The 24,191-nt window shown below is 70.2% G+C and carries 22 protein-coding genes and 1 tRNA gene; 14 read left to right on the top strand and 9 right to left on the bottom strand.

The annotated features are described in order from the left end of the window. Window positions 1-195: 195 nt before the first annotated feature. Window positions 196-1,479: a 3-phosphoshikimate 1-carboxyvinyltransferase gene (gene aroA, locus HHUB_RS07325; protein WP_059058234.1), complete on the top strand. Its 1,284-nt coding sequence runs from the start codon at window positions 196-198 to the stop codon at window positions 1,477-1,479. An 86-nt stretch (window positions 1,480-1,565) separates the two neighbouring features. Further along, window positions 1,566-2,798, top strand: coding sequence for an alkaline phosphatase family protein (locus HHUB_RS07320; RefSeq protein ID WP_059056977.1), 1,233 nt, complete (start codon window positions 1,566-1,568; stop codon window positions 2,796-2,798). Window positions 2,799-2,830: 32 nt separating this feature from the next. Here the strand turns inward: HHUB_RS07320 and HHUB_RS07315 are convergent, their stop codons facing one another. From HHUB_RS07315 to HHUB_RS07305, 3 genes are read right to left on the bottom strand one after another with little or no spacing between them, the layout of a single operon-like run. Next, window positions 2,831-3,892, bottom strand: a complete 1,062-nt coding sequence (locus HHUB_RS07315) for a DUF2249 domain-containing protein (RefSeq protein WP_059056976.1) — start codon at window positions 3,890-3,892, stop codon at window positions 2,831-2,833. A gap of 60 nt (window positions 3,893-3,952) precedes the next feature. Next, window positions 3,953-4,450: a molybdopterin-dependent oxidoreductase gene (locus HHUB_RS07310; RefSeq protein WP_059056975.1), complete on the bottom strand. Its 498-nt coding sequence runs from the start codon at window positions 4,448-4,450 to the stop codon at window positions 3,953-3,955. After that, window positions 4,450-4,932 carry a metal-dependent transcriptional regulator gene (locus HHUB_RS07305; protein WP_059056974.1) on the bottom strand — a complete coding sequence of 161 codons (483 nt, stop codon included), beginning with the start codon at window positions 4,930-4,932 and terminating at the stop codon, window positions 4,450-4,452. The genes HHUB_RS07310 and HHUB_RS07305 overlap by 1 nt, the downstream gene beginning before the upstream one ends. 132 nt (window positions 4,933-5,064) lie before the next feature. Between HHUB_RS07305 and aroC the strand changes: the two genes are divergently transcribed. The 4 genes from aroC (at window position 5,065) to HHUB_RS07285 (ending at window position 8,231) form a co-directional block, all read left to right on the top strand. Beyond that, on the top strand, window positions 5,065-6,216 hold the full coding sequence (gene aroC / locus HHUB_RS07300) for a chorismate synthase (RefSeq protein WP_059056973.1): 1,152 nt from the start codon (window positions 5,065-5,067) through the stop codon (window positions 6,214-6,216). A gap of 123 nt (window positions 6,217-6,339) precedes the next feature. Continuing rightward, on the top strand, window positions 6,340-6,684 hold the full coding sequence (locus HHUB_RS07295; RefSeq protein ID WP_059056972.1) for a hypothetical protein: 345 nt from the start codon (window positions 6,340-6,342) through the stop codon (window positions 6,682-6,684). A gap of 61 nt (window positions 6,685-6,745) precedes the next feature. Then, window positions 6,746-7,378 (top strand): uracil-DNA glycosylase, encoded by a 633-nt coding sequence (locus HHUB_RS07290; RefSeq protein ID WP_059056971.1) that lies wholly within the window; start codon window positions 6,746-6,748, stop codon window positions 7,376-7,378. An 88-nt stretch (window positions 7,379-7,466) separates the two neighbouring features. Beyond that, window positions 7,467-8,231, top strand: a complete 765-nt coding sequence (locus HHUB_RS07285) for a hypothetical protein (protein ID WP_059056970.1) — start codon at window positions 7,467-7,469, stop codon at window positions 8,229-8,231. A gap of 301 nt (window positions 8,232-8,532) precedes the next feature. Here HHUB_RS07285 and HHUB_RS07280 read toward each other — a convergent pair whose 3' ends face one another. After that, entirely contained in the window at window positions 8,533-9,717 is a 1,185-nt protein-coding gene (locus tag HHUB_RS07280; RefSeq protein ID WP_059056969.1) for an orc1/cdc6 family replication initiation protein, read from the bottom strand. 396 nt (window positions 9,718-10,113) lie between these two features. Here HHUB_RS07280 and HHUB_RS07275 point away from each other — a divergent pair. Further along, window positions 10,114-10,195: transfer RNA gene (locus HHUB_RS07275), tRNA-Ser, on the top strand. A gap of 91 nt (window positions 10,196-10,286) precedes the next feature. Beyond that, a complete protein-coding gene (locus tag HHUB_RS07270; RefSeq protein WP_082687196.1) occupies window positions 10,287-10,613 on the top strand; it encodes a DUF5785 family protein in 327 nt (108 codons plus the stop codon). 64 nt (window positions 10,614-10,677) lie between these two features. Here the strand turns inward: HHUB_RS07270 and udk are convergent, their stop codons facing one another. Then, on the bottom strand, window positions 10,678-11,412 hold the full coding sequence (gene udk / locus HHUB_RS07265; RefSeq protein ID WP_059056968.1) for a uridine kinase: 735 nt from the start codon (window positions 11,410-11,412) through the stop codon (window positions 10,678-10,680). Between the two features lie 232 nt (window positions 11,413-11,644). On the opposite strand from udk, the gene HHUB_RS07260 reads away from it, so the two are divergent. From HHUB_RS07260 to HHUB_RS07250, 3 genes are all read left to right on the top strand, one after another. Further along, window positions 11,645-12,190 (top strand): CBS domain-containing protein, encoded by a 546-nt coding sequence (locus tag HHUB_RS07260; RefSeq protein WP_059056967.1) that lies wholly within the window; start codon window positions 11,645-11,647, stop codon window positions 12,188-12,190. Window positions 12,191-12,388: 198 nt separating this feature from the next. After that, entirely contained in the window at window positions 12,389-13,585 is a 1,197-nt protein-coding gene (locus HHUB_RS07255; RefSeq protein WP_059056966.1) for a phosphoglycerate kinase, read from the top strand. Between the two features lie 37 nt (window positions 13,586-13,622). Beyond that, entirely contained in the window at window positions 13,623-14,099 is a 477-nt protein-coding gene (locus HHUB_RS07250; RefSeq protein WP_059056965.1) for a GNAT family N-acetyltransferase, read from the top strand. Between the two features lie 211 nt (window positions 14,100-14,310). Here the strand turns inward: HHUB_RS07250 and HHUB_RS07245 are convergent, their stop codons facing one another. After that, a complete protein-coding gene (locus HHUB_RS07245; RefSeq protein WP_059056964.1) occupies window positions 14,311-14,544 on the bottom strand; it encodes a DUF2249 domain-containing protein in 234 nt (77 codons plus the stop codon). 108 nt (window positions 14,545-14,652) lie between these two features. On the opposite strand from HHUB_RS07245, the gene HHUB_RS07240 reads away from it, so the two are divergent. Further along, window positions 14,653-14,886 carry a hypothetical protein gene (locus HHUB_RS07240; protein WP_059056963.1) on the top strand — a complete coding sequence of 78 codons (234 nt, stop codon included), beginning with the start codon at window positions 14,653-14,655 and terminating at the stop codon, window positions 14,884-14,886. A gap of 55 nt (window positions 14,887-14,941) precedes the next feature. Continuing rightward, a complete protein-coding gene (locus tag HHUB_RS07235) occupies window positions 14,942-15,937 on the top strand; it encodes a DUF5784 family protein (protein ID WP_059056962.1) in 996 nt (331 codons plus the stop codon). On the opposite strand, the gene HHUB_RS07230 is transcribed toward HHUB_RS07235, so the two are convergent. Genes HHUB_RS07230 through HHUB_RS07220 form a run of 3 tightly spaced genes read right to left on the bottom strand, consistent with a single transcriptional unit; the run spans window position 15,934 to window position 21,695 of the window. Next, window positions 15,934-17,973 carry a bacterio-opsin activator domain-containing protein gene (locus HHUB_RS07230; protein ID WP_059056961.1) on the bottom strand — a complete coding sequence of 680 codons (2,040 nt, stop codon included), beginning with the start codon at window positions 17,971-17,973 and terminating at the stop codon, window positions 15,934-15,936. The two genes, HHUB_RS07235 and HHUB_RS07230, sit on opposite strands and share 4 nt — an antisense overlap. A 1-nt stretch (window position 17,974) precedes the next feature. Next, a complete protein-coding gene (locus HHUB_RS07225; protein WP_059056960.1) occupies window positions 17,975-18,427 on the bottom strand; it encodes a response regulator in 453 nt (150 codons plus the stop codon). Then, window positions 18,420-21,695, bottom strand: coding sequence for a PAS domain S-box protein (locus HHUB_RS07220; protein ID WP_059056959.1), 3,276 nt, complete (start codon window positions 21,693-21,695; stop codon window positions 18,420-18,422). Before HHUB_RS07220 ends, HHUB_RS07225 begins: the two co-directional genes overlap by 8 nt. Before the next feature lie 94 nt (window positions 21,696-21,789). Between HHUB_RS07220 and HHUB_RS07215 the strand changes: the two genes are divergently transcribed. Continuing rightward, window positions 21,790-24,186 (top strand): ATP-dependent DNA helicase, encoded by a 2,397-nt coding sequence (locus tag HHUB_RS07215; protein WP_059056958.1) that lies wholly within the window; start codon window positions 21,790-21,792, stop codon window positions 24,184-24,186. The last annotated feature ends 5 nt before the right edge of the window (window positions 24,187-24,191 follow it).

Genomic DNA, 24,191 nt, shown 5'->3' with positions numbered 1-24,191 from the left:
AGATACGGATTCGCCTACCACCCAGTTTCAGCCGGCGAATCAGTCGCCGCTCCGGTGGTCGCCGGGATAGCGGGGCCGTTCAGAGTGAGCGCCGAGGCTTTCAGGAAGTCACGTCGATGTCGTGGTGGGCGTTCACTGCCGTGCATAGTCGCCGGCGTCGGAACCCTGATGGCGGCCGCCGCCGTCGCCTCGCCCATGGACGTCACTGTCGGGAACTCCCGGGTGTCGGGAACCGCTCGCGCCCCGCCGTCGAAGAGCTACACGCACCGCGCGCTCCTCGCGGCGGGGTACGCCGGGGGCGCGCTCGTGCGGAACCCGCTCGTGAGCGCGGACACGAAGGCGACCGCGCGCGCCGTCGATCACTTCGGCGGCGACGCCGAGCGCGTGCAGGCCGACTGGGAGATTACGGGGTTCGGTGGCGCGCCGGACGTCCCCGCGGACGTCATCGACTGCGCGAACTCCGGGACGACGATGCGACTCGTCTCCGGTGCGGCCGCGCTCGCGGACGGCACGACCGTGCTCACGGGCGACCGGTCACTTCGCTCGCGGCCGCAGGGCCCGCTGTTGGACGCCATCGCGGACCTCGGCGGGAGCGCGCGCTCGACCCGCGGGAACGGGCAGGCGCCCCTGATTGTCGACGGCCCCATCGAGGGCGGGCACGTGGAGATGCCGGGCGACGTCTCCTCGCAGTTCGTCACGTCGCTGCTGATGGCGGGCGCGCTCACCGACGAGGGCGTCGAAATCGAGTTGACGACCGAGCTGAAGTCCGCGCCGTACGTCGACATCACGCTGGACGTGCTGGAGTCGTTCGGCGTGACCGCCGAGGAGCGCGAGAACGGCTACCGGGTGCCGGGCGGGCAGACCTACGAGCCCGCGGACGGCGAGTACGCGGTCCCCGGGGACTTCTCGTCGGCGTCGTACCTGCTGGCGGCGGGCGCGCTCGCGGGCGGCGAGGAGGTCGTCGTCGAGGGCGCCCACCCCAGCGAGCAGGGCGACGCCGCAATCGTGGACGTCCTGCGGCAGATGGGCGCAGACGTCGAGTGGCGGCAGGACGACGGCGAAATCGTCGTGGGTCGCAGCGACCTCGACGGCATCACGGTGGGCGTCGCTGACACCCCCGACCTCCTGCCGACCATCGCGGTGCTGGGCGCGGCCGCCGAGGGCACGACCACGATTACGGACGCCGAGCACGTCCGCTACAAGGAGACCGACCGCGTGTCCGCGATGGCCGAAGAACTCGCGAAACTCGGGGCGGCCGTCGAGGAACGGCAGGACGAACTCGTCGTCCACGGCGGCGACAGCGACCTCTCGGGGGCGCGCGTGGACGGCCGCGGCGACCACCGCATCGTGATGGCGCTGTCGGTCGCCGCGCTCGTCGCGGACGGCGAGACGACCATCGAGGGCGGCGAGCACGTGGACGTCTCCTTCCCCGACTTCTTCGACGCGCTCGGCGACCTCGGCGCCGCCGTCGAGCGGTAGTCGGCCGTCCGGGGCCCTCGACCGCGTATGCGAGGACGTGGCAGACGACCAGTGGTGTTTTCTACGGGTGTGGTAGATTCGGTGGTATGCTCGATACCGCCCTCGCCGGGGAGCTCGCTGCCACCGAACTCGCGGAGGGGTTCGTTCGCCCCGACTACGACGGGTTCTGTTTCTCGCGGGTGCCGGCGACCGCAGCGTCGATGCTGGACGCGGACCTCGGAGCGACGCTCCCGGACCGCGCGCTCGACGGCGTGGACGGTCGGGCGGAGCACGTGCTGGTGCTGTTCGTCGACGCACTCGGCTTCCGGCAGTTCGAGCGCGTCCACGGGGACGTGTCGCTGCTCCGGTCGTTCGTCGACGCCGGCCGCGTGACGCCGCTCACGTCGACGTACCCCTCCGAGACCGCCGCCTGCGTGACGACGATGCACACTGGCCGCGATCCCGTCGAACACGGGCTGCTCGGCTGGAACGGCTACGACCCGGTGGGCGACACCGTCTACGAGACGCTGCCGTACGCGGCGAAAGACGACGGCAACGTCTCGGTCAGTCCCGGCGAGCTCTTCGACGGCGACCCGATATACGACCGTCTGGGTCAGGCTGGCGTCGACTCGCACGTCGTCGAACCGGACTACGGGACGGGGTACGACGACGGCGCACTGGTCGGCGCGACCACCCACCACTACGAGCGGGCGACCGAGTTCGCGCTCGCCGTCCGGGACGTGCTCCGGTCGGCAGACGCGCCGTCGTACACGTACGCCTACTACCCGACTGTCGACGCGGTCGCCCACGAGCGCGGCCCGGACAGCGAACTGTACGGCGCGCAGGTCGCGGCGGTCTGCGACGCGCTCGAACGTGCGCTCGGCACGCTCGACGACGACGTGGCCGAGGAGACGGCGGTCTGTCTGGTCGCGGACCACGGGCAGGTGCCGATTCGGGACGCGGACAGAACCGAACTCGACGCGACGGGCGTGCTGGAGTACGTTCCCGCGGACTGCTCGGGGACACCGCTCGTGCTCGGCGGCCCCCGGAACGTCCACCTGCGCGTGACCGACGAGGAGGCCGCGCGAGCCTGCCTCTCCGACTGCGACGCACTCGTGCTCTCCAGACAGGAAGCGCTCGCCGAGAGGCTGTGGGGACGGGGCGAGCCGGGTCCGGCGTTCGAACGGAACAGCGGCGATTTGGTGGTGGTCCCGCGCGAGGGCGGGCTCTGGTACGCGGACGAAGCCGAACAACTGTCCCTCGCGGGGATGCACGGCGGCCTCCACCCCGACGAGGCGCTCGTCCCGTTCGGCGTCGCGCGACTCGACGACTTGGTGTAACGAGCGGTAGCGGCGACGGGGTCGAACCGCGCTCAGAACGGCGCTTCCACGTCCTCGGGCGGGCTCGACTGGGGGTCCGCGGCGTCGGCGCGCCCGACAAGCACGCGGAACTCGCCGGGGTCGCGGGCGCGGTACTCCCAGCGGAACTCGGGGCCGGCTTCGGCCTCGAACTGGTGGTACAGCGGCTTCGGGTCGTGGTCGTTGACGAGCACGAACGCCTCGCCGGCGTCGAGGTCGGCGTACGCGTCGAAGATGGCTTCGTGGCGCTGGGCGGGCGGGCGGTCGCGGACGTCCAACTCCTGCACGACGGTCAAGTCCTCGGTGTCGGCGTCGGCGTTTTCGTCCGCGTTCGCGTCGTCCGGTTCGCTCCGGTCCCCGTCCGCGTCGGTCTTCGTGATGCGGACGCGGACCTCGCCGGGGTCGCGCTCGCGGACCTCCCACTCGAAGCCGTCGCCGTACTGCTGGCGGAACTCCCGGCGCAGCGGGTTCGGCTCGTGGGGCGCGATGACGTCGAGGGAGTCCCCGGCGTCGAGGTTCGCGAAGCGGTGGTGAATCGTGGGGTGGCGGTCGGGCTTGGGAATCTCGCGGACGTCGAACGTCGCGGTCGCGCCGTCGTCGTCGGCCGCCGGCTCGCCGGTCTTCGAGATTTCGACGCGCCACTCGCCCGCGGACTCCTGCTCGTAGGACCACCCGACCACGTCGCCGTGCGTCGAGGAGAGCTCGTGGTAGAGCGGCTCGGGGTCGTGGTCGTTGACGAGCACGAACGACTCGCCGGGTTCGAGCAGGTCGAACGTGTCCGTGAGGACGGCGTGGCGGCGCGCCGGCGGGAGGTTCCGCACGTCGAACGCGTAGGGGTCGTCGGCTTCCTCGGGCGGTCGCTTCGTGACGTGGACCTCCCACTCCGGCCCCGTCTGCTCGTAGGAGCGGTCGAGCGCGGCGTCCCGCGCGATGGCGTACTGGGAGAGCGTCGGGTGGACGTCGCGGTCGGCGGTGACGGCGACCGTCTCCCCCACCTCGGCGTCGTCGAGGCGGTCGAAGACGCGGTCGCGGCGCTGTTCGCGGTCGGTGTCGGTGACGTCGACAGTCGAGTGCATACGCGGACACAACGCCCGCGACCGAATAGCAACAGAGTCGAATATGTTCGCGGTCGCGGGCTACCCGACTCGCGACAGCGCGATGGACTCGGCGGTGTCGGCGTCCTCGGGCGCGGACTCGGTGACGGTCAGCTCCGCGACCCACTTCACGCTCTCCCAGCAGTCCGCCTCGCCGGTCGGGACGAGGCGCGCGGGGCCGCCGTGTTCGACCGGGAGCGCGGCGCCGTCGAGTTCCAGCGCGAGCACGGCGTCCGCGAGGTCGTTGAGGGGGAACGAGCAGGCGTACTCGCCGTCCATCGCGTGCACGAGCGCGTGGCTGGCCGCCGCCGTGGGGGCCGCGCGGTCGAGCACGTCGCCGACGCGGACGCCCCGCCACGAGAGGTCCTCGGCGACCCACCCCTCGACGCACGTGAAGTCCGCCGTGAACGTCTCTACGGGGAGGGCGCGGAGGTCCTCGCGGTCGAACGTTAGCTCGCTCGCGACGGCGCCGGTCACGTCGAGGTGCCACGCGTCGGGATCGACGCCGTCCGGAACGTCGTGGACTTCGAGGCCCGACATCAGTTCGCGCGCGCCTCGCAGAGGCAGTCGGCGTCGGCTGCGCGCTCGGTACAGCAGTCCCCGGGCGCGTGGTCGATGCGAGTACGTAGGTTCTCGACGCCGCTCTCCGGGAGCACGTAGCCGAACTGGTAGCCCTCGTCGGCGCCGAACTCGACGCCCAGTTCCGCCGCGAAGAACGTGCGGACGACGCACTGGCGGTACGCGAGCTCGCCGGCGACCGCCCGCCCGCGCTCGGTCAACCGCACGCCGGCGTGCTTCTCGTAGTCGAGGAGGTCAGCTGCGGCGAGTTCGGCGAACGTCTCGGTGACCGTCGCCGGCGTCACGCCGAGGCGGTCGCTGACCGCGCCCGTGCTGACCCGCGAGCGGTCCTCGCCCGCCGCGAGCCAGTAGACCGCCGTGAGGTACCTGCCGGTGCGGCGGTCCACGCAGTCGCGCGGTCGCGCACACCCACACCGCGTCGCTGTCGGCGTCGTGGCAGCCATTGTGAACTGGTAGCACGCCCACGCGGGAAAGCCGACTCCCGAATCCGTTCGCATGTTCGGTGCGGGGCAGTCGGGGCGGGAGCGGTTGCGCGGACTGCAAGCCATAAGCCCCTCGGGACGTATGCTCCGGTAATGAACGGCAATCGGTTCGGGCGACTGTTCCAGGTGACGACGTACGGCGAGAGCCACGGCCCCGGCATGGGCGTCGTGGTCTCGGGCTGTCCGGCGGGCCTCGAACTCGACGAGGAGACGATTCAGCGCGAGCTCGACCGCCGCAAGCCCGGCCAGTCGATGATTACGACCTCGCGGGGGGAGCCCGACGAGGTGACAATCAACTCCGGCGTGCAGGACGGCTACACGACGGGCACGCCCATCGGCATGACCATCCAGAACAAGGACGCCGAGTCCGGGAAGTACGAGCCGTTCGTCACCGCGCCCCGGCCGTCCCACGGCGACTTCACGTACTCCGCGAAGTTCGGCACACGCAACTGGGGCGGTGGCGGGCGCTCGTCGGCCCGCGAGACCGTCAACTGGGTGGCGGCGGGGGCGATTGCCAAGGAAGTGCTGGAGCACGAGGGCGTGCAGGTGAAAGCCCACGTCAACCAGATTGGCGACGTGGAGGCGCCCGAGGTCTCCTTCGAGGAGATGCTCGAACACACCGAGGACAACGACGTGCGCTGTGCGCACCCCGAGACCGCCGAGGAGATGCAGGAGCTCATCGAGGACTACCAGGAGCGCGGCGACTCCATCGGCGGCTCCATCTACTTCGAGATCCGGGGCGTGCCGCGCGGACTCGGCGCGCCGCGCTTCGACTCCGTGGAGGCCCGACTCGGGCAGGCGATGATGTCGGTGCCCGCGAGCACGGCTTTCGAGTTCGGACGCGGCCGCGACGCGCGGACGATTCCCGGGAAGGAGCACAATGACGACTGGGAATTCGGAGACGATGGTGACCCCGTGCCCGTCGAGAACGACCACGGCGGCCTGCAGGGCGGGATTACGACCGGCGAGCCGATTTACGGCGAAGTCACCCTGCACGCGCCCACGTCGATTCCGAAGAAACAGCAGACGGTGGACTGGGAGACCGGCGAGCAGAAGGAGATTCAGGTCGTCGGCCGCCACGACCCCGTGCTGCCGCCGCGCGGCGTCCCGGTCGTCGAAGCGATGCTGAACGTGACGATGCTGGACTTCATGCTGCTGGGCGGCCGCGTCAACCCCGACCGGCTGGACGGCCAGCCCGGCGAGTACGACACCGACTACCACCCGAGCAGCCCGCGCAACGAGTAGCTCGGCGACCGACTCGGTGGTCCGTTTTCCGGGTGGTCGAAACTCACCGACGGCAGCGCCGAACAGAGTGGTCTATAGGCCTCTTAGTCAGGCTTATGCCGGCGGCCGCGCGTCCTCACGGCGATGGGCCAACGGTGCATCGCGTGCGGCGAACCCGCGGGCTACAACCGCGCGGTCGTCGACACCGTCGGCGGCGTCCGCGTCGGCGCGCTCTGCGTGAACTGCGAGCGCGCGGAGTTCGGCCGCAGCCTTGAACGCGGCCGCTGGCGGGGCGTCGACGGCTGCGCGTTCTGCGACCGGGACGGCTTCTACGCGCTCCCGCAGTGGGTGCCCGACTGCCGGCGCGACGACGCCGCGCTCGTCTCCACCGTCGCCTACGAGGTCACGGAGGCCACCGCCACCGTCTGCGACGAACACCTCCACGCGCTCCGCGACGACCCGCCTCGCGACGACCGAACGCGGAAGTGAGCGCGCTGGCGTCGCGGCCGAGCGAAGCGGCTTTTTGCGCGCGGGCCTCACTCCCGACCAGATGGACGCCCACCAGGACGGCCCGCAGAACCCCTACGGGATGGACGAGGACTGCCGGAACTGTCCCGGGCTCTGCGACGTCCGCGAGCGCGTCGTCCACGGCTACGGCGACGTCGGCGCGGACTTCGTGTTCGTCGGCGAAGCCCCCAGTGAGGGCGCCGAGCAGACCGGCGTCCCGTTCACGGGCGACGAGGCGGGCGAGCGCTTCCAGCACGTCCTCGGGAGCGTCGGCCTGAACTACTCGCTGCCGTCCAGCGACGAGCCCGAACTGGACAACGCCTACCTGACGTACCTGACGCGCTGTCGTCATCCCGCCCGCGAGCCCAGCGACGAGGAGGTCGCGACCTGCGAGCCGTACCTGAACGCCGACATCCGCATCATCAATCCGGAGGTGCTCGTGCCGGTCGGCCAGCGCGCGCTGACGGAACTCGGGAAAGAGTACACCACCACGCCCGCCGACGACCTCGACGTCGAGGAGTGCCACGCGACGACGATTCGCGGGCGCGGGTTCGAGCTCGCGCCGATGATTCACCCCGCGGACCAGACCGACGCCCAGCGCGAGGAGTACGTCGAGTTCTTCCTCGACCTGCTCGACACCGACTACCGGCAGACGAAGGGGCGACGCGGGCGGTGACGGAGCGCGCCCCGCGTCGGCTAGTCGGCGGCGCGAACGAGGCCGGCGTACCGCGGCGTTCAAGCGTCCCCCGAACCGAGGACCACGTATGACTGTCGTCGCCGTCCCCGTCGACCCGCCGCGGGAAGGACTCGTACTCCCGGAACTGGCAGCCACGTCGCCGCTCTCCGAGCGCGAAGCCGTCTCGCTGTACGAGGCGATGGCCGCCGACGCGTTCCGCGCGGTGACCGACAGCGGCGGCGACCTCCTCGTGAACTACCGGCCGGACGACCTGCTCCCCGACGAACACGTCCCCGAGGGGGCGGACGCCGAGCGGGAAGTCCGCGACTTCGTCGAGGACGTGCTCGACGAGGATGAAGCGGCGGACGCGCGCGTCGAAGTGCAGGTCGGGTCGTCGAAGCACGCCCGCGTCGGGAACACGGTCACGCACCTGCTGGACGCCGAGGACGTAGCGTCGGTCGCCGTCCTCGAACCCGACGCGCCGCTGGTCGCGCGCAAGCACGTCGACAGCGCGGCGCTGAAGCTCCGTCGGAACCCCGTCGTCGTCGGCCCCTCTCGGGGCGGCAGCCTCTATTTCGCTGGCTTCCGCGAGCCCATCGACTTCGAGGGCGCGTGGGACGCACCAGAAATCGAGAACGTGACCGCGCGCGCGGTGGACGCCGGCCACGACATCGACTTCCTCCACGAGCAGACGCGCGTCTGCACCGGCGACGACCTCGTCTCGCTGGTCACGGAACTGCGCGCGCGCCGCGCCGCGGGCCGCGTCGTCCCCGCGTTCACGACCGCGTACGTCGAAGACCTCGGCCTCCGCGTCGAGGAGGAGGACGGCGAGCGCGTGCTCGTCCGGGAGTGAGATTCTCGGGACTCGTCCCCGGGGACCCCCGTTTGCAAGTGTTGTTCGAGAGCGACGAGGGTCTTCGGGCGAGGGCCCCCACCCCGTTTTGCAAGTGAAGTCAGCGCGAAGCTAGTGGGGAGCGTCGAGAGCGAGGGGATGAGAGTCTCCCCCACCCCGGTTTTCGAATGTTCGAGAGAGAACTAGCAGCGAGGATGCGGCGGAAAGCGATTGAGTAGGTGGAATAGGTGGTGTGGAATAAGTAGTACAGGCGAGATGGAGATGGGAAGTGGAGAGAAGTGGAGGAAGAAGACGGAACCCGCTACTCGGCTTCGTCGGCCATCGCCTCGCGGACCATCTCGGCGTCGACGTCGAGCTCGTACTCGAAGAACTGCCCGCCGCCGCGGCCGTAGTTGCGGTCGTGCTGGCGCAGGAACCCCAGCATCGAGAGGTCGTTGAGGTGGTCGTGGACGCTGCGCTGGCTCAGGGGTTCGGCGGCGTACTCGGCGGCGACCTCCTCGTAGACCTCGTAGAGTTCCTTCGCGCGAGCCGGCGTCTCGCCGCTGACTGACATCTGCGTGACCGCGAGCAGGACGTACTGGCCGTGGGTCGTGAGGTCCTTGATGGAGTCCTTGATGCGGCCGCGCTCGACGCGCTCGACTGCGGTGTCCACGTCCTCCTCGGAGACGACCTCGCGGCCGTCCTCGACGGCGACGTTGACGGCTTCCCGCAGGAGGTCGATGGCCTGCCTCGCGCTCCCGCGGTCGCGAGCAGCGAGGGCTGCGCATTGGGGAATAACGCCGTCTTCGAGAACGTCCCCGCGGAGGCCGCGCTCGGCTCGGTCGGTGAGAATCGTGACGAGTTCGTTGGCGTCGTACGGCGGGAACTTGATCTCGCGCTCACAGAGCGTGTCCTGGACCTTCGGCGAGAGGTCGTTGCGGAACGTGTAGTCGTTCGAGATGCCGACGACCGCGACCTGCGAGTCCGAGATGTTGCCGTTGGTCTTCGCGCGCGGGAGCTGGTAGAGCAGCATGTCGTCGTCGCCGAGGTTGTCGATTTCGTCCAGCACAATGAGCACGGTGCCCTCGCGCGCCTCGATTTCGTCGAACAGCGCGTTCAGGACGTCCGAGGTCGATAGCCCCGTCGTGAGCGGGTCGCGGTCGGTGTCCGCGCGGAGTTCGTTCACGAGCGCGATGGCGGCCTGGTACGACGACGGGTGGTGGTGGCAGTTCACTTCGACACTCACCACGTCGTCGACGCCCTCGCGCTCCTCGGCCTCGTACTCGAGGGCGTCCATCATGTACCGCGTCACCGCGGTCTTCCCGACGCCGGTCTTCCCGTAGACGAAGACGTTGTCCGGCTCCCAGCCGTCCACGACGTCCTGGAGGGCGTTGGCGTACTGGTCGATTTCCTCGTCGCGTTCGAGGATTTCCTCGGGCTCGTAGTGGTCCTTGAGGACGTCCTTGTTGGTGAACAGCTCGACGCGGTCGCGGAACGGCGTCTTCATCGCTTGCGAGTCGCTTTCTGCCCGTCCACTATAATACCCTCGGTTCTATCGTTTCGGTAGTTTCGCGTGTTCGGTCTGTTTCACTCGTTCCTCCCCGAAGTTCCTGCCACACCCTGCGCCTCAATAACCTCAATAAACCGCGTAATTAGCGCCCTATCGCCTGATTCCGATATCGCTTCGAACGGCCGCTCGTCCGGCGCCGTCGTCGCTCCCTGAATTTCTCGCGAGAACACTTGCAAAACGGGGTGGGCGTGTTCCCGTCACAGCGCACTCACCCCGACGGGTAATCGCCGCCCACCGCTCCACCGTCGAACACTCGAAATCTGGGGGCGGGGGCCTCCCGACTGCCGGACAACGACAGTTTCAACCGTCCACTCGTCGTACGACCGCTCGCGCGGTGAGGTGGCAGAGCGGCCTATTGCGCCGGTCTTGAAAACCGGTGGCGTCAGCCTCCTGGGTTCAAATCCCAGCCTCACCGCTGACTTCTCCGCGACTCGTCGCCCGAGCAGTCGAAAATCCCCTGCGCGGATTGAGAAACGGTTTTGGGGCCGGCGGCGAACGTCACGGGTATGGCAGAGATGGAAGACCCCTCGGGCCGGGACTGGGTCCACGACCCCGACGGCGAGAAGGGCAGCGAGGGCGGCCGCAACTACGACATGGCGGTCCTCTCGAAGATGACCGACGAGGAAGACGACTTCCCGCTGGAGAAATCGGCGTTCGTCGAGGAGTTCGGCGACTGGCCGGTCCGCGTCAACCACGAGAAGGTGCTCTCCGTCGAGGAAATCTTCGAACACGTCGAGGAGGACACCTTCGAGACGAAGGTGGACTTCCACAAGGCGGTCGGCGACGGCCTGCGCCGCGCGAACGTCTGGGACTACCACCCGCCCGAGCGGTAGGCCGGCGACAGTCGATTCTCCTCCGTACCGACGACAGAACTACCGCGCACTCGCGACTCCCGCGCTACTCCGAGTTCTCGGGCGCGCTCGCGTCGGCTTCCGCCTCGCTGTCGTCGTCGGCGTCGCCGTCCGTGAACTCGCGCTCGTAGCGCTCCTCGTCGCCGCGCACCGCCCACTCCGCCATCTCGGAGCTCTCGGCCTGCACTTTCTCTTCGAGGAGGTTGACCGCGACGGCGTTGGCGCCCTCCGGGATGATGATGTCGGCGTCCTTCTTCGTGGGTTCGATGAACTGCTCGTGCATCGGCTTCACCGTCGAGAGGTACTGGTCCATCACGCCCTCCAGCTCGCGGCCGCGCTCGACGACGTCGCGCTCGATGCGCCGGAGGATGCGGACGTCGGCGTCGGTCTCGACGTAGATGTGGAGGTCGAGCATGTCGTTGACGTCCTCGTCGTAGAGCGCGAGAATCCCCTCCAGCACGATGACGTCGGTGGGCTCGACGGTGACTCGCTCCTCCTTTCGGAGGTGCTCGGAGAAGTCGTACTGGGGCATCTCGACGGCTTGCCCGGAGAGCAGGGCGTCGAGGTGTTCCTGCAGGAGGTCCCACTCGAACGCCGAGGGGTGGTCGTAGTTGACGGTCGCCCGCTCCTCGAAGTCCATGTGGCTGAGGTCCTTGTAGTAGTTGTCCAGCGGGATGAGGGTGGCCGCCTCCTCGACGTTGTCGGTAATCTCGCGCGCTACCGTCGTCTTGCCGGCGCCCGTGCCCCCGGCGATGCCGATAGCGAACGACGGGATGGTCATTGCTACACGCGAGGGGAGGCAGCGGTGTTGAATCCCGCGGTTCGGCGCCGTCAGCGCTGCCACATCCTCCTCTCGCGGCAACAGTTACGAATCCGCGGTGACAGTCACGCGGCCACCGGACGCGCGACGACCATCCCGCTGGCGCGCCGCATCGGTCCCACAGACCTTCGCTGCCGCCCCTCATACGCGTTGTGGGGATACCTTTTAGCCCGACTGCGTGCTACGTGTTCACATGACGCAGTTAGCGCTCAGGGACGTGCTCTCACAGGAGTTCGTCGGCGTCAGCGAGTCCGACGAACTCCTCGACGCGGTGGAACTGATGCGGGCGGAGAACACCAACAGCGCGGTCGTCCTCCGGGGGGCCGAGCCGGTTGGCGTCGTCACCGCCGAGTCCGTGATGGACGCGCTGCTGGACGGCCACGACCCGAACGCGGTCACCGCCGCGGACGTGATGGACGGCCCGCCCGAGTCGCTGTCGCTGGACGCCTCGGTCGCGGACGCCGCCGACCTGATGGGGCGGACGGGCGACCCGCGCGTGCTCGTCACCGACGACGACGGCGTCCACGGGGTCGTGGAAGCCCGCGACGTCGCGCCGACCGTCGAGAAACAGCTCCGCGGCGCGCCCGCAGCCCCGTCCGCGCCGCCGACGGGCAGCGAGCAAGCGCCCTCGGCGGACAGCTACAGCGAGCAGGGCGTCTGCGAGAGCTGCGGCGGTCTCGCCCACGAACTCGTGGACGTCAACGGCCAACTGCTCTGCCCCGAGTGCCAGCCGGTCTGACGCCGGCGTGTCAGCCGGTCTGATAGCGGAGTATCAGTCCGTCTGCCGTCCACGGACTCGCCGCCACGTCCCATCCCACAACCGACCCCGAGCGCACGCCGCCGACGTTTACTCGCGTCCGAATACCCGAATTCGGGCGCGTGACTGGCCGCGACGTACAGAAACGCCTATGCCCGCCGCTTCTCTCGGTCCCACCACATGGCGATACGGACCCTCGACGACCTCGACGCCGCGGACGCCGCAGTCGGGGTGCGGGTCGACATCAACAGCCCGCTGGCCGAGGACGGAACGCTCGCCGACGACGCCCGCCTCCGGGCGCACGTGGACACGCTCGACGAACTGCTCGACCGCGGCGCGCGCGTCGCGATTCTCGCCCACCAGGGGCGGCCGGGCGGCGACGAGTTCGAGCGCCTCGAAGCCCACGCCGACCGGCTCGACGAACTGCTCGACAATCTGGTCTCGTACTGCGACGCGACGTTCTCCGCCGAGGCGCGGGACGCCGTCGACGCCCTCGACGCGGGCACCGCGGTCCTGCTGGAGAACACGCGCTTCTACAGCGAGGAGTACATGGAGTTCTCACCGGAGCGCGCCGCGGAGACCTTCCTCGTCGAGCGGCTCTCCCCGGTGCTGGACGCGTACGTCAACGACGCGTTCGCGGCCGCGCACCGCTCGCAGCCGTCGCTAGTCGGGTTCCCCGAGCGACTGGAGTCGTACGCGGGCCGCGTGATGGAGACCGAGCTGGACGTGCTCGGCGCCATCGAGGAGACGCCGACGCCGCGGACGTACGTCGTCGGCGGCGCGAAGGTCCCGGACTCCGTGACGGTCGTCGAGCACGCGCTCGCGAACGACCTCGCCGACGACGTGCTGGTCACCGGCGTCGTCGGGAACGTCTTCCTCACGGCGGCCGGCGTCGACGTCGGCCGCGCGAGCACGGAGTTCATTCAGGACCGCGGCTACGAGGCGGCAATCGAGCGCGCGGACGCGCTCCTCTACGAGTACGGCAACCACATCCACGTGCCCGAGGACGTCGCCGTCGAGCGCGACGGCGAGCGCGTCGAACTCGGCGTCGAGGAGCTCCCGCCGGGGCGCGACGAACCCCTCAAGGACGTCGGCAGCGACACGGTCGCCGCGTACGCCGACGTCCTCGAATCGACCGGCACCGCGATTCTCAACGGGCCGGCGGGCGTCTTCGAGGAGGCGGCGTTCGCGGACGGCACGCGCGGCGTCTTCGAGGCGGCGACGCGCGCGGACTACACCATCGTCGGCGGCGGCGACACGGCGGCGGCCATCCGGCAGTTCGGCCTCTCGGGGTTCGAGCACGTGAGCACCGGCGGCGGCGCCGCACTCCGACTGCTCACGGGCGAGCCGCTCCCGGCCGTGGAGGCGCTGCGGTGACGGCGGCGCCGACGAGACCGACCGTGGAGGGACGCGGATGGAGGTGACGCCGGCGACCGGGGACGACGTCGCGGCGGTCACGGAGCTGTGGGTCGCGCTCGCCAGCGAGCAGCGCGCGCACGGCTCGCACCTGCGCGCCGCGGAGAACCGCGAGCAGGCCCGCGACCTCGTCGCGCAGTACGTCCACACCGGCGACTGCGCGGTCGTCCGGCGCGGCGGCCAGCCGGTCGGGTTCGTGATGTTCCACGTCGAGACGGGATTCTTCGAGACGGACGCCACGCGCGGCGTCGTGGACAACCTCTACGTGGTGGCGGACGCCCGCGGCGAGGGCGTCGGCTCGGCGCTGCTGGACTACGCCGAGCGGCAGCTTCGCGACGCGGGCGCGGACGTGCTCGCCGTCGAGGCGCTGTGGGACAACGAGGCCGCGCGCCGCCTCTACGAGCGCCGCGGCTACGCCCCGCACCGCGTCACGATGGAGAAAGCAGCCGGCGACGAGCGCGACGACGCCGACTGACCGGCCGTGCGCGGCGCCGAATGTGGCGCCGGGTGTGGCGCAGTGGAGGTGAGGAAAGTGTGGTGTGGCGATGAGAGGGGAGCGTGGTGATGAGGGGGAATCTGGTGATGGGAGATGCCGACGCGCGGGCGCCGCGCGCCGGCGGTGGGTCGGGAGTGCCGGCGTGTTGCCGGCGAGTGAGGCGGGTACGACGCAGGAGGCAGTCTCCGGGTCAGGCCTTCGGGAGTTTCGCGACGAACTCGCTGGGGCCGCGCTGTTCGACCTCGTAGGCGTCCGCGTCGAAGGAGTCGACTTCCGCCTGCATCTCGTAGAACAGCGGCTTGGGCTCGTGGTCGTTGACGAGTTCCAGCGCCTCGCCGCTGTCTAACTCCTCGAAGGCGTCGTGTATCTTGGGGTGGCGCTCGGGCGGCGGTACCTCGCGCAGGTCGAGTGTTTTGGCTGCCATCGCAGTCGTGGGTTGGCCGTCGCCGCGGGAGCGTGTTCTCCCGAATATATTCGCTCGAACCGCCGGAATGCCGAAACGTTCATTACAGATACTGTGGTACGTAGTGACATGACACAATCGTCGTCAGACCTGCGCCTCGGTCAACCGGTACGCGTCGCGCGGCAGTCCGCCGACAAGGCGAAGCTCGCGGTTCACGGCTACGACCGCCACCAGCACTTCGGCGACGACGGCGTCGTCACCGACCTCCGCCCGGGCAGCGACGGGCCGCGCGTCGTCGTCCGCTTCGACGACTACGGCCGCGACGCCGTCACCTACGCGCCCGAGGAACTGGAGTTCGTCTAACCGCCGGCCCGCGCGCCGACGACAGACTCATCACTGCCGCCGACCAACGCCGAGTGTGGCGAAACCGCTGCGGTTCCGGCGCTCGACCGAGTCGTGGAGTGCCGACCGCGTCCGCGACCTGCTCTACCGGGACCTCGACGACAACCTCGGCGCGAGTAGCTCGACGCCGTGGTTCAAACCCCCCGAGGGGTACGACGCGCGGCGCTTCGACGTGGACAACGGCGACACCGCGCTGTTCTGCTGGAACCGCGACGGCGGCTGGTGGCTCGGCAACACCGAGACGCCGGAAGCGCTGTGGCGCACGGACAAGCAGTCGTTCGCCGAAGCCCCCGAGGACGTCTCCGAGTGGGCGCAACGCGAGTTCCTGGCGGAACTGCACGAGCAGTCGCCGTGGCTCGCGGACTACCCCACGCTGTCGTGGTTCTTCCTGCCCGTGTTCATGTCGAAGGACGGCCGCGAGACGACGCGCGCGTTCTTCAGCGAGCACGCCGCGGGCTTCCCGGACGCCGACCCCGCGGACGCGCTGGCGTTCTACGAGGAGTTCCTCGACATTGGCGTCCTCGACGACGAGCGACACGTGATGGCCGGGAAACTCGGCACCTCCGAGTTCCTCGACTTGGCGCGCGCGAGCGCCGCAATGAGCGAGTTCCACGCCGCGTGGCTGCTCCACGAGGCCGGCTACGAGATTACGCCCGAAATCGAGGTGACGACGGGTCACTCGCTGGACTTCCGCGCGGACCGCGAGGGCGAACACGGCGTGCTCGTGGAGGTGACGCGGCCGGTGCCGACGAACGACCGCGCCGCCGACACCCCGATTCGCGCCGTCAAGGAGACCGCGGAGACGAAGACCAGCGGCCAGCTGGAAGCCCACGGCGGCGGCGCCGTCCTGTTCGTGGACTGCTCGTCGTTCCCCGACGACGAGTGGCGCCGCGTCCGCGGCGAACGGCCCGACGTCGGCCACCGGCCCGCGGTCGTCTTCCGCGTGCGGCCGGACGGCTCCGTGGACGGCTACGCGAAGGGGTCGGTGCCGCTCTCGCTTCCGCAGTTCTAATCCGCGGCGTCGTCGCCGACGAGGCGCGCGAAAATCTTGTTCTCGGCGGCGCGCAGGTGCTGTGAGAACGTCGGCCCGGAGATGTCCAGCGACTCGGCGACGTCCTCGCCGCTGGTCGCGCGCGGCCACTCGAAGAAGCCCGCGTAGTACGCCGTCTCGACGACGGTGCGCTGGCGCTCGGTGAGCGCGTCCGACCAGACGTCCGCGAGGTGGTCGGCGCGCTGGTCGCGCTCGGTGACCTGCCGGCGCGCCACCGCCTCCGCGGAGTCGTACGCGTCCCGAATCGCGCTCACGACCTCCCGGACGTCGGTGTCCTGCGGGAACTGCGCGGTCAAGCGGAGGTCCTCGCCGAGGACGACCCGCCGGACCGACCCGCCCAGCGACGCCACCTCCGACATCAGCGGCGGGTCCGACAGCCGGAGTTCGAACCGCACGCCGTCGACGTCCTCCCCGACGACGTCAAACGACTTCCAGAACGACACAGTCTCCGTGAACCGCCGGAGGTCGTCGACGCCGTCCTCGTCGACGGTGCCGTAGACGAGGAACTCGCCGTCGTCGACGGAGACCGTCCGCTCCAGCGCTATCGGCGTCTCCGGGACGGTGTCGGCACCGACTGCGTCCGCGATTTCGCGGACCCGGAACTCCAGTTCCACGACCGCGTCGCTCATCAGCGCCTGCTTGCGCTCGGCGGCCGCGATGGCGTGCCCGACGAGGTGCCCGAGGTGCTCGACGACGGTGCGCTCCTGCTCGCGGAACGCGTCCGAGCGGTCGGCGTAGACGTTCAGCACGCCGTAGGTGGTGTCCTCGTGGCGAATCGGGATGGCGGCCGACGACCGGAAGCCGTACTCGTCGGCGAGGTCGCGCCACCGCTCGTAGTCGCTGTCGTCGTCGACGTCGAGGACGGTCTGCATCTCGCCGGTGCGGAGCGCGCGCCCGGTCGGCCCCTCGCTGGCCGGGTCGCCGGGCGCCACGGACAGCGACACGTCGTCGAGGTAGCCGTCCGTGCCGGCGCTGGCGCGCACGTTCACTTCCTGGGTTTCGGGGTCGGGCTCGCCGACCCACGCGAACTCGTAGGACGGCGACGCCGCGAGGCGCTCGCAGGCGATGCGCTCGATCTCCTCCCGCGTGGACTGGTCGACGACCGCGCCCGCGACCCCGTTGACGACATCGTTCAGTTGGTTCAGCGCGGCGAGGCGCTCGCGCTGGGCTTCCAGCCGGCGCTCGTACTCGCGTTGCTCGGTGACGTCGCGGGTGTAGACGACGAACCCGTCTATCGCGGGTTCGTCGCGGAGGTTCCGGCCGCGCGCGTCGAGGAACACCCACGAGCCGTCCGCACACCGGAGCCGGAAGTCCACCGTCGCGCGGTAGTCGGGGTCGCCCGCGAGCCGGTCGAACTCCTCGCGGACCGCGACTTGGTCGTCGGGATGGACGTACTCGAAGGCGTTCTCGCCGGCCAGCTCGTCGGGGTCGTACCCGAGCACGTACTCGGCGGAGGGCGTGACGTACTGGACGGTGCCGTCGGGGTCGACGATGGCGTTGACGTCCGTGGACTCCTCGATGAGCGTCTCGTAGCGCTTCTGCTCGCGGCGGTGCGCGCGCCGCTCGATGGCGTGGTGAATCGAGCGCACGAGCAACTCGGGGTTGATCTCGTCTTTCACGAGGAACTCCTCGGCACCCCGGCGCAGCGCCTCCATCCCGACCTCGCGGTCGGTGAGCCCGGTCAGGACGACGACCGGGACCGCGGCGTGGTGGTCCAGCAGCGTCGTGAGCGTCTCCAGCCCCGTGCTGTCGGGGAGCCCGAGGTCGAGGAGGACGACGTCGGCTCCGGCGTCGTCGAGGTAGTCGAGGGCGTCGTCGAGGCGCGACTCGTGGACGACCGGGTCCGCTTGCGCTCCGCGGGTCCGGTCCACGAGCGCGTCGCCGTCGAACGACCGGGCTTCCAGCGAGACGGCGTCGTCGAGCAGCTCGCGGATGTAGCGGGCGTCTCCGGGGTTGTCCTCGACCAGCAGGATTCTCGGGCGGGCGTCCTCGCTCATGTCACTCCGGGGTCGGCGGCAGTTCCACGAGCGTCAACCAGAACCGCTCGAAGGACCGAATCACGTCCACGAACTCGTTGGGGTCGATGGGCTTCGTGAGGTACGCGTTCGTGTGCTGTTCGTAGCTTCGCGCGACGTCCTCCTCGGCCTCGGAGCTGGTGAGGACGACGACCGGAATCGTCCGCAGGTCGTCGTCGGACTTCACCGCTTCGAGGACGTCGAGGCCGTCGACTTTCGGGAGGTTCAGGTCGAGCAATATCAGGTCGGGGCGCGGGGCGTCGGCGTGGTCGCCGCGCTGGTGGAGGAAGTCGAGGGCGGCTTCGCCGTCGTTGACGTCGTGGAGGTCGTTGTTGATGTGCGCTTCCGCGAAGGCCTCCCGGGTGAGGCGCACGTCCCCGGGGTTGTCTTCGACGAGCAGGATGTCGACGGGGTCGCCGTCGCGGTGCTCAATCATCGCGTTGGTTCCTGTCGGGGATGGTGAAGTAAAACGTTGCCCCCTCGCCGGGCGTCGACTCCACGCGGACATCGCCGCCGTGGCGCTCGACGATGCGCTGGACGAGCGCCAGCCCGACGCCGGTCCCCGGGTGTTCGTCGTGCGTGTGCAGCCGCTGGAACACCTCGAAGATGCGGTCGGCGTGCTCCGGGTCGATGCCGATGCCGTCGTCGCTGACCGCGACCACCCACTCGCCGTCGCCGCGCTCGGCGGACACGCGGACCGTCGGCTCCTCGCCGCCGTACTCGATGGCGTTGCTCAGGAGGTTCCCCAGCACCTGCCGGAGCTGGTCCTCGTCGCCGGCGACCGTCGGCAGCGACTCCGCGACGACGGTCGCGTCGCTGTCGTCGATTTTCACCTCGAAGTCCCGGCAGACGTCCGCGAACACCGCGTCGAGATCGACGCGCCCGAAGGAGTCTCCGCGGTCCACGCGGGAGTACTCCAGCAGCGCGTCTATCATCTCCTGCATCCGGTCGGCGCCGTCGACCGCGTACTCCAGGAACTCTCGCCCATCCTCGTCGAGTTCGTCGCCGTACCGGTCCTCGATGAGCGAGAGGTAGCTGGAGACCATTCGGAGCGGCTCCTGGAGGTCGTGGGAGGCCGCGTACGCGAACTGTTCGAGGCGCTCGTTGGACTCCGCGAGGTCCGCGACGAGCTGCTCGCGCTCGGCGTCGTAGCGCTCGCGCTCGATGGCGTCCGCGAGGACGTTCGCGACGCTCTGCACGAAGTTGACGTCCTCCGCGGAGAACTGCTTGCGGCTGGTGTCGTGCGTTCCGAGGATGCCCCACGGCTCCTCAGGCGACCCGATGATGGTGCTGACGCCGCTCTCGACGCCGTGGGCGGTGAGCAGTTCGGGGCCGCTGAACCGGTCTTCGGCGGCGAGGTCGTCCACGACCACGGGCTCCTCGGAGACCAGCGTGTACCCCGCCTGCGAATTGTCGTCGGCGTCCACGGTCGCGTTCCCGACGATGCCGTCGTCCCAGCCGACGCCCTGGCGCAACAGCAGTTCGCGCGCGTCGTCGTCGAGGTCCAACACCTTGCAGTAGTCGTTGTCGAGGGCGTCGGCGACCTGCTCGGCGGCCTGCGCCATCAGTTCGTCGAGGTCGTCGGCGTCGAGCGCGCGCTGCCCGAGGTCCGCGACCACGCGCTGCTGGTGCGCGCGGCGTTCGAGCGTGCGGTCGCGCTCGGCGCGCTCGGTGACGTCGGTCATCGTGATGACGCCGCGGGCCACGTCGCCGTCGTCGTACACCGGCATCCCGCGGACCTCGATGACGCGCTCGGAGCCGTCGGCGGCCTCGATGTCGTAGACGTCGGGCTCGACCACCGGCTCGCCGTCGAGCACGCGAGCGAGCGCGTACTCGTCGGATTCGACGCGCTCGCCGGAATCGGCCCACCACGCCGTGTACCGGTCGTACTCCTCGACTGACTCGGCGTCGAAGTCCGCACCACCCCAGATGCGTTTCGCGATGCCGTTGGCTTCCACGAGTTCGCCGTCGGCGTCTGCGACGATGACCCCGACAGGAAGCACCTCGAACAGCGTCGCCAGTTGCTCGCGGTGCTGCTCGATTTCCCGCTCGGCGCGCTTCTGCTCGGTGATGTCCGTAATCGCGCCCGGGAACGTCACCGCCTCGCCGTCCTCGCACTCGACGTGCCCGCGCGCGACCACCCAGCGCACGTCGCCGTCCGCGTCGTAGACGCGGTACTCCTCCTCGTAGTCGCTGCAGGTTTCGACGGCCTCGTCGATGGCGGCGGCGACGCGCTCGCGGTCGTCCTCGTGAATCGAGGCGACGAGCTCGGACAGCGGCACGCCCTCGCGGGCGCGCTCGGGGTCGACGCCGAACAGGCGCGCGAGCGCGGCGTCGGCGACGAACCGGTCCTCGGGGACGTGCCACTCCCACGTGCCGACCGCGCCCGCCTCCGCGGCGGCCTCCATCTGCTCTTTCGCGTTCGCGAGCGCCGCCTCGCGCTCCTGTTGGTCGGTGACGTCGACCGCGAAGCTCTGTCCCGCCGTGACCTCGCCGTCGGCGTCCCGGAGCGGGACCGCCCACACCCGGTAGGTGCGTCCGCCGAGCGTCGAGACCGCGCTGTCCGTCTCGCCGTCCAGCGCCCCGCGGAACACGGGTTCGAGGTCGGCGGCGGCGTCCTCGGGGAGCGCCTCCCAGATGGTCTCCCCCTCGACATCGCCGGCGTCCAGCGGGAGGTCGTCCCACATCGTCCCGTCCACGAGCGTGTACCGGAGGTCGTCGTCGAAGACGCCGACGCCGCCGTTCGGGAAGTTCTGTGCGAGCGTGCGGTAGCGCCGCCGCGACGCTTCGAGCGCGTCGTTGCGCCGCTCCAGCCGCTCGCGGGTGCGCCGCTGGGCGAGCTCGTAGCCGACCCACTCGGCCGCGAGGCCGACCAGCGTGACCTCCCACTCGGAGAACCCCTCCGGCCGCGGCGCCGAGTCCAGGAAGCAGAACGTCGCCTGCACGTCGCCGTCCACGACGACCGGCGCGCCGAGGAAACACGAGAGCCCGAGGTCGGCGTTGGCCGCGCGCTCCTCGAACCCCTGCGCGTCCGCCGCGATGTCCCGGAAGACGACCGTCTCCTCGGTCTCCACGACGCGCTCGCAGTTCGTCTCCTCGAGCGCGAACTCCTCGCCGAACTCGACCGGCAGCGCTCCCTCGCCGTCCACCAGTTCGAAGGCGTAGTCGCCGCCCTCGACTCTCGACAGCGACGCGTACTCCGTGCCGACGGTCTCCCGGACGACCGACAGCAGCGCCCGCGTCCGCTCCTCGAACGACCGGTCGGCGTCCGTCGTCACGTCGTAGACGTCGTGGAGTACGCGCTGGCGCTCCGCCGGGCCGTGCGTGGGCTCGTCGGTGTCGGTCGGGGAGAGCACGCCGACGGCGCCGGCTCCGCCGTCCGTGCTCACCCGTCGCAACTGCAACTCGAACGGCGCCGACTCGCCGCCGGCGGACTCGACGCTGACTGTCAGCGTCGCGTCTGAACTCCCGAGGTCGTCGAGCGCGCGCTCGACGCGGCCGGCGTCGTCACCGAACAGCGCCGCGAGCGGTTCGCCCACGACTTCCTCGCTCCCGTACCCCGTCTGTTCGACGAACTGCTCGCCGACGCCGGTGACCCGTCCGTCCGCGTCCACGTCGAGGACGGCGCCGTCCACGGCGGCCGCCAGCGCCTCGTACCGCCGGCGCGACACGCCTCCGTCGGCCGGCGCCTCCCCCTGTCTCATACGCACCCGAAGCGCGCTTTCACGGAAGAATCCACCGGCCCCCGCGGTCGGCAATCCGTACGTTCATACCGCGTGACGCCCCACCGTCTACCGAATGGGCGACGACGACTGGCGCGACTTCTTCGGGTTCGACGAGCCCTACGACCAGCAGGCCGACGCCATCGACGCGGCCATCGACGCCGGCGAGCGCGGCGGCTACCTCGCGATGGAGGGGCCCTGCGGCACCGGGAAGACGATGGCCGCGCTGACCGCGGCCGCCCAGCTCGTGCGCCGCACCGACGACTACGAGCGCGTGTTCGTCGTCACCCCCGTGAAACAGCAGCTCCAGCAGTTCGTCGCCGACCTCCGGCAGATGAATTCGGGGCTGGAGGAACCGCTGAACGGCGTCGCGCTCGTCGGGAAGCGGGACCTCTGCCCGTACGGCCGCGAGGACGTGTTCCCGCCGGACGCCAGCGTCCACGACCGCTGTGAAGACCTCCGGGAGAACACGGCGGGCCTCGTAGAAGCCGACGAGGGTGGCGGGAGCTTCGACGGGCAGGACGCCCGGGAACTGACGGACCTGCGCGCGGCGGACGCGCTCGACGAGCCGTGGTGGGACCCCGCGAAGGCCCGCGACCTCGCGCGCTCGGCCCGCGCGGACGCCGACCACAACCTCTCGGAGAACCCCCTGCGGACGGACGGCGCGGACTCGCCGTACGTGCCCGTCCAGCCGAGCGCGCCCGACGAGTTCGCCGACGGCGACCCGCCGCTGTTCTGCCCGTTCGAGGCCGACTGGTACGGCCGGAACAAGGGGTCGCCGGTCGGCTTCGACGTCGGCGACTACAACGTCGCCACCAGCGAGGACTTCCTGCCGGCGGCCGTCGAGTACGGCACCTGCCCGCACCGCGTCCAGCAGGTCATGCTCGACCACGCGGACGTCGTCATCGGGAACTACAACCACCTCTTCGACCCGAGCACGCGCGGGCTCACCGAACACCTCCTCGACGAGCGCACGTTCGTCGTGGTGGACGAAGCCCACCGCCTGGAGGAGCGCGTGCGCGACCTGCTCTCCGATAGGGTGGGCCGGCACACGCTCGCTCGCGCCCGCAACGACCTCCGGCAGCTGCTCACGACCGCCAAGCAGAGCGAGTCGAACCGCCAGCAGGTCCGGGACGAACTGAAGAGCTACGAGGTCACCATCGACGCCGTCCGGGAGGCCGTGGAGTTCCTCGACGACGTCTCGGAGTGGCTCGACGACCGGGTGGCCGAGTACCTCGCCAACGAGGGCCACGACCCGAACCGGCCCCGCGACCTCCCGGAGTACGACCACGAGATTCCGCTCCGGGACCCCGAGACCGACGAGCCCGACGACCTCACGCGGTGGGCCGAACAGCACGGCTACACGGGCGGGCTGTGGCGGTCGCTGGCGGACATCGGCACCGCGGTCGCGGCGATTCTGGAGGACGACGGCGACCGCTCGGCGGTCTGCGGCGCGGTCGGCGTCACCCTCCAGCGGTGGTGGGAACGCGACCACGCGACGTACTTCCGGGAAATCGAACTGGAGCACGCGCCCAAGGAGTCGGGGCGCGCCGGCGCGGCGTGGGCGGAGGCGTACACGCCCGCGCTCGTGACGTACAACTGCATGCCGGCGCGCGCGCTCCGCGAGACGTTCTCGGGGCTCGGTGGGGGTGTGCTGATGAGTGCGACGCTGGAGCCGCTGGACGTCTTCCGCGAGGTGACGGGACTGGACCGACTCGAAGCCGGCGCGGGCGACGCGGAAGCCCGGCCGGTCGTGGAGCGCCGTTACGATCTCCGATTCCCCGAGGAGAACCGCGCGAGCTTCACCGTGGACGCGACGCCGTTCACCGCGCGCAACCGCGGCGACCCCACCAGCGAGAACGAGAACCAGACCCGCGAGCAGTACCGCTACGTCCTCCGGACTATCGCGCGTTCGCCGGGGAACGTCCTCGTCTGCATGCCGAACTACCGGGAAGCGGCGTGGGCTGGCGACTACCTCGAAGACGCCGTCGAGAAGCCCGTGCTCGTCGACGAGTCCTCCAGCAACGAGGACACGGACGCGCTCAAGCGCCAGTTCTTCCGCGGCGACGGCAAAGTGATGGTGACCAGCACCCGCGGCACGCTCACGGAGGGCGTGGACTACGACGGCGACAAACTCGCGGCGTGCGCCGTCGTCGGCGTCCCGCTGGTGAACGTCGGGTCGCCCAGAGTTCGCGCGGTCCGCCGGGCGTACGCGGACGCGTTCGGCGAGGACCACGCCTTCGAGTACGCGCTGACGGTGCCGGCGGTGCGGCGCGCGCGACAGGCCATCGGGCGCGTGATTCGCGGCCCGGAAGAAGTCGGCGTGCGGGCGTTCGTCGGCCAGCGGTACGTCGAGGGCGCGCGCCACTCCGTCTTCGAATACCTCGGCCCCGGCGAGCGCGAGGAGTTCACGCGCATGACCCCGGAGTTCCTCGGCGACCAGTTAGACCTGTTCTGGAGCGAGCACGCCTGACCCCC

It is taken from the genome of Halobacterium hubeiense (assembly GCF_001488575.1).
GTDB classification, from domain to species: domain Archaea; phylum Halobacteriota; class Halobacteria; order Halobacteriales; family Halobacteriaceae; genus Halobacterium; species Halobacterium hubeiense.
This window is presented reverse-complemented; position numbering and strand designations above follow the sequence as displayed.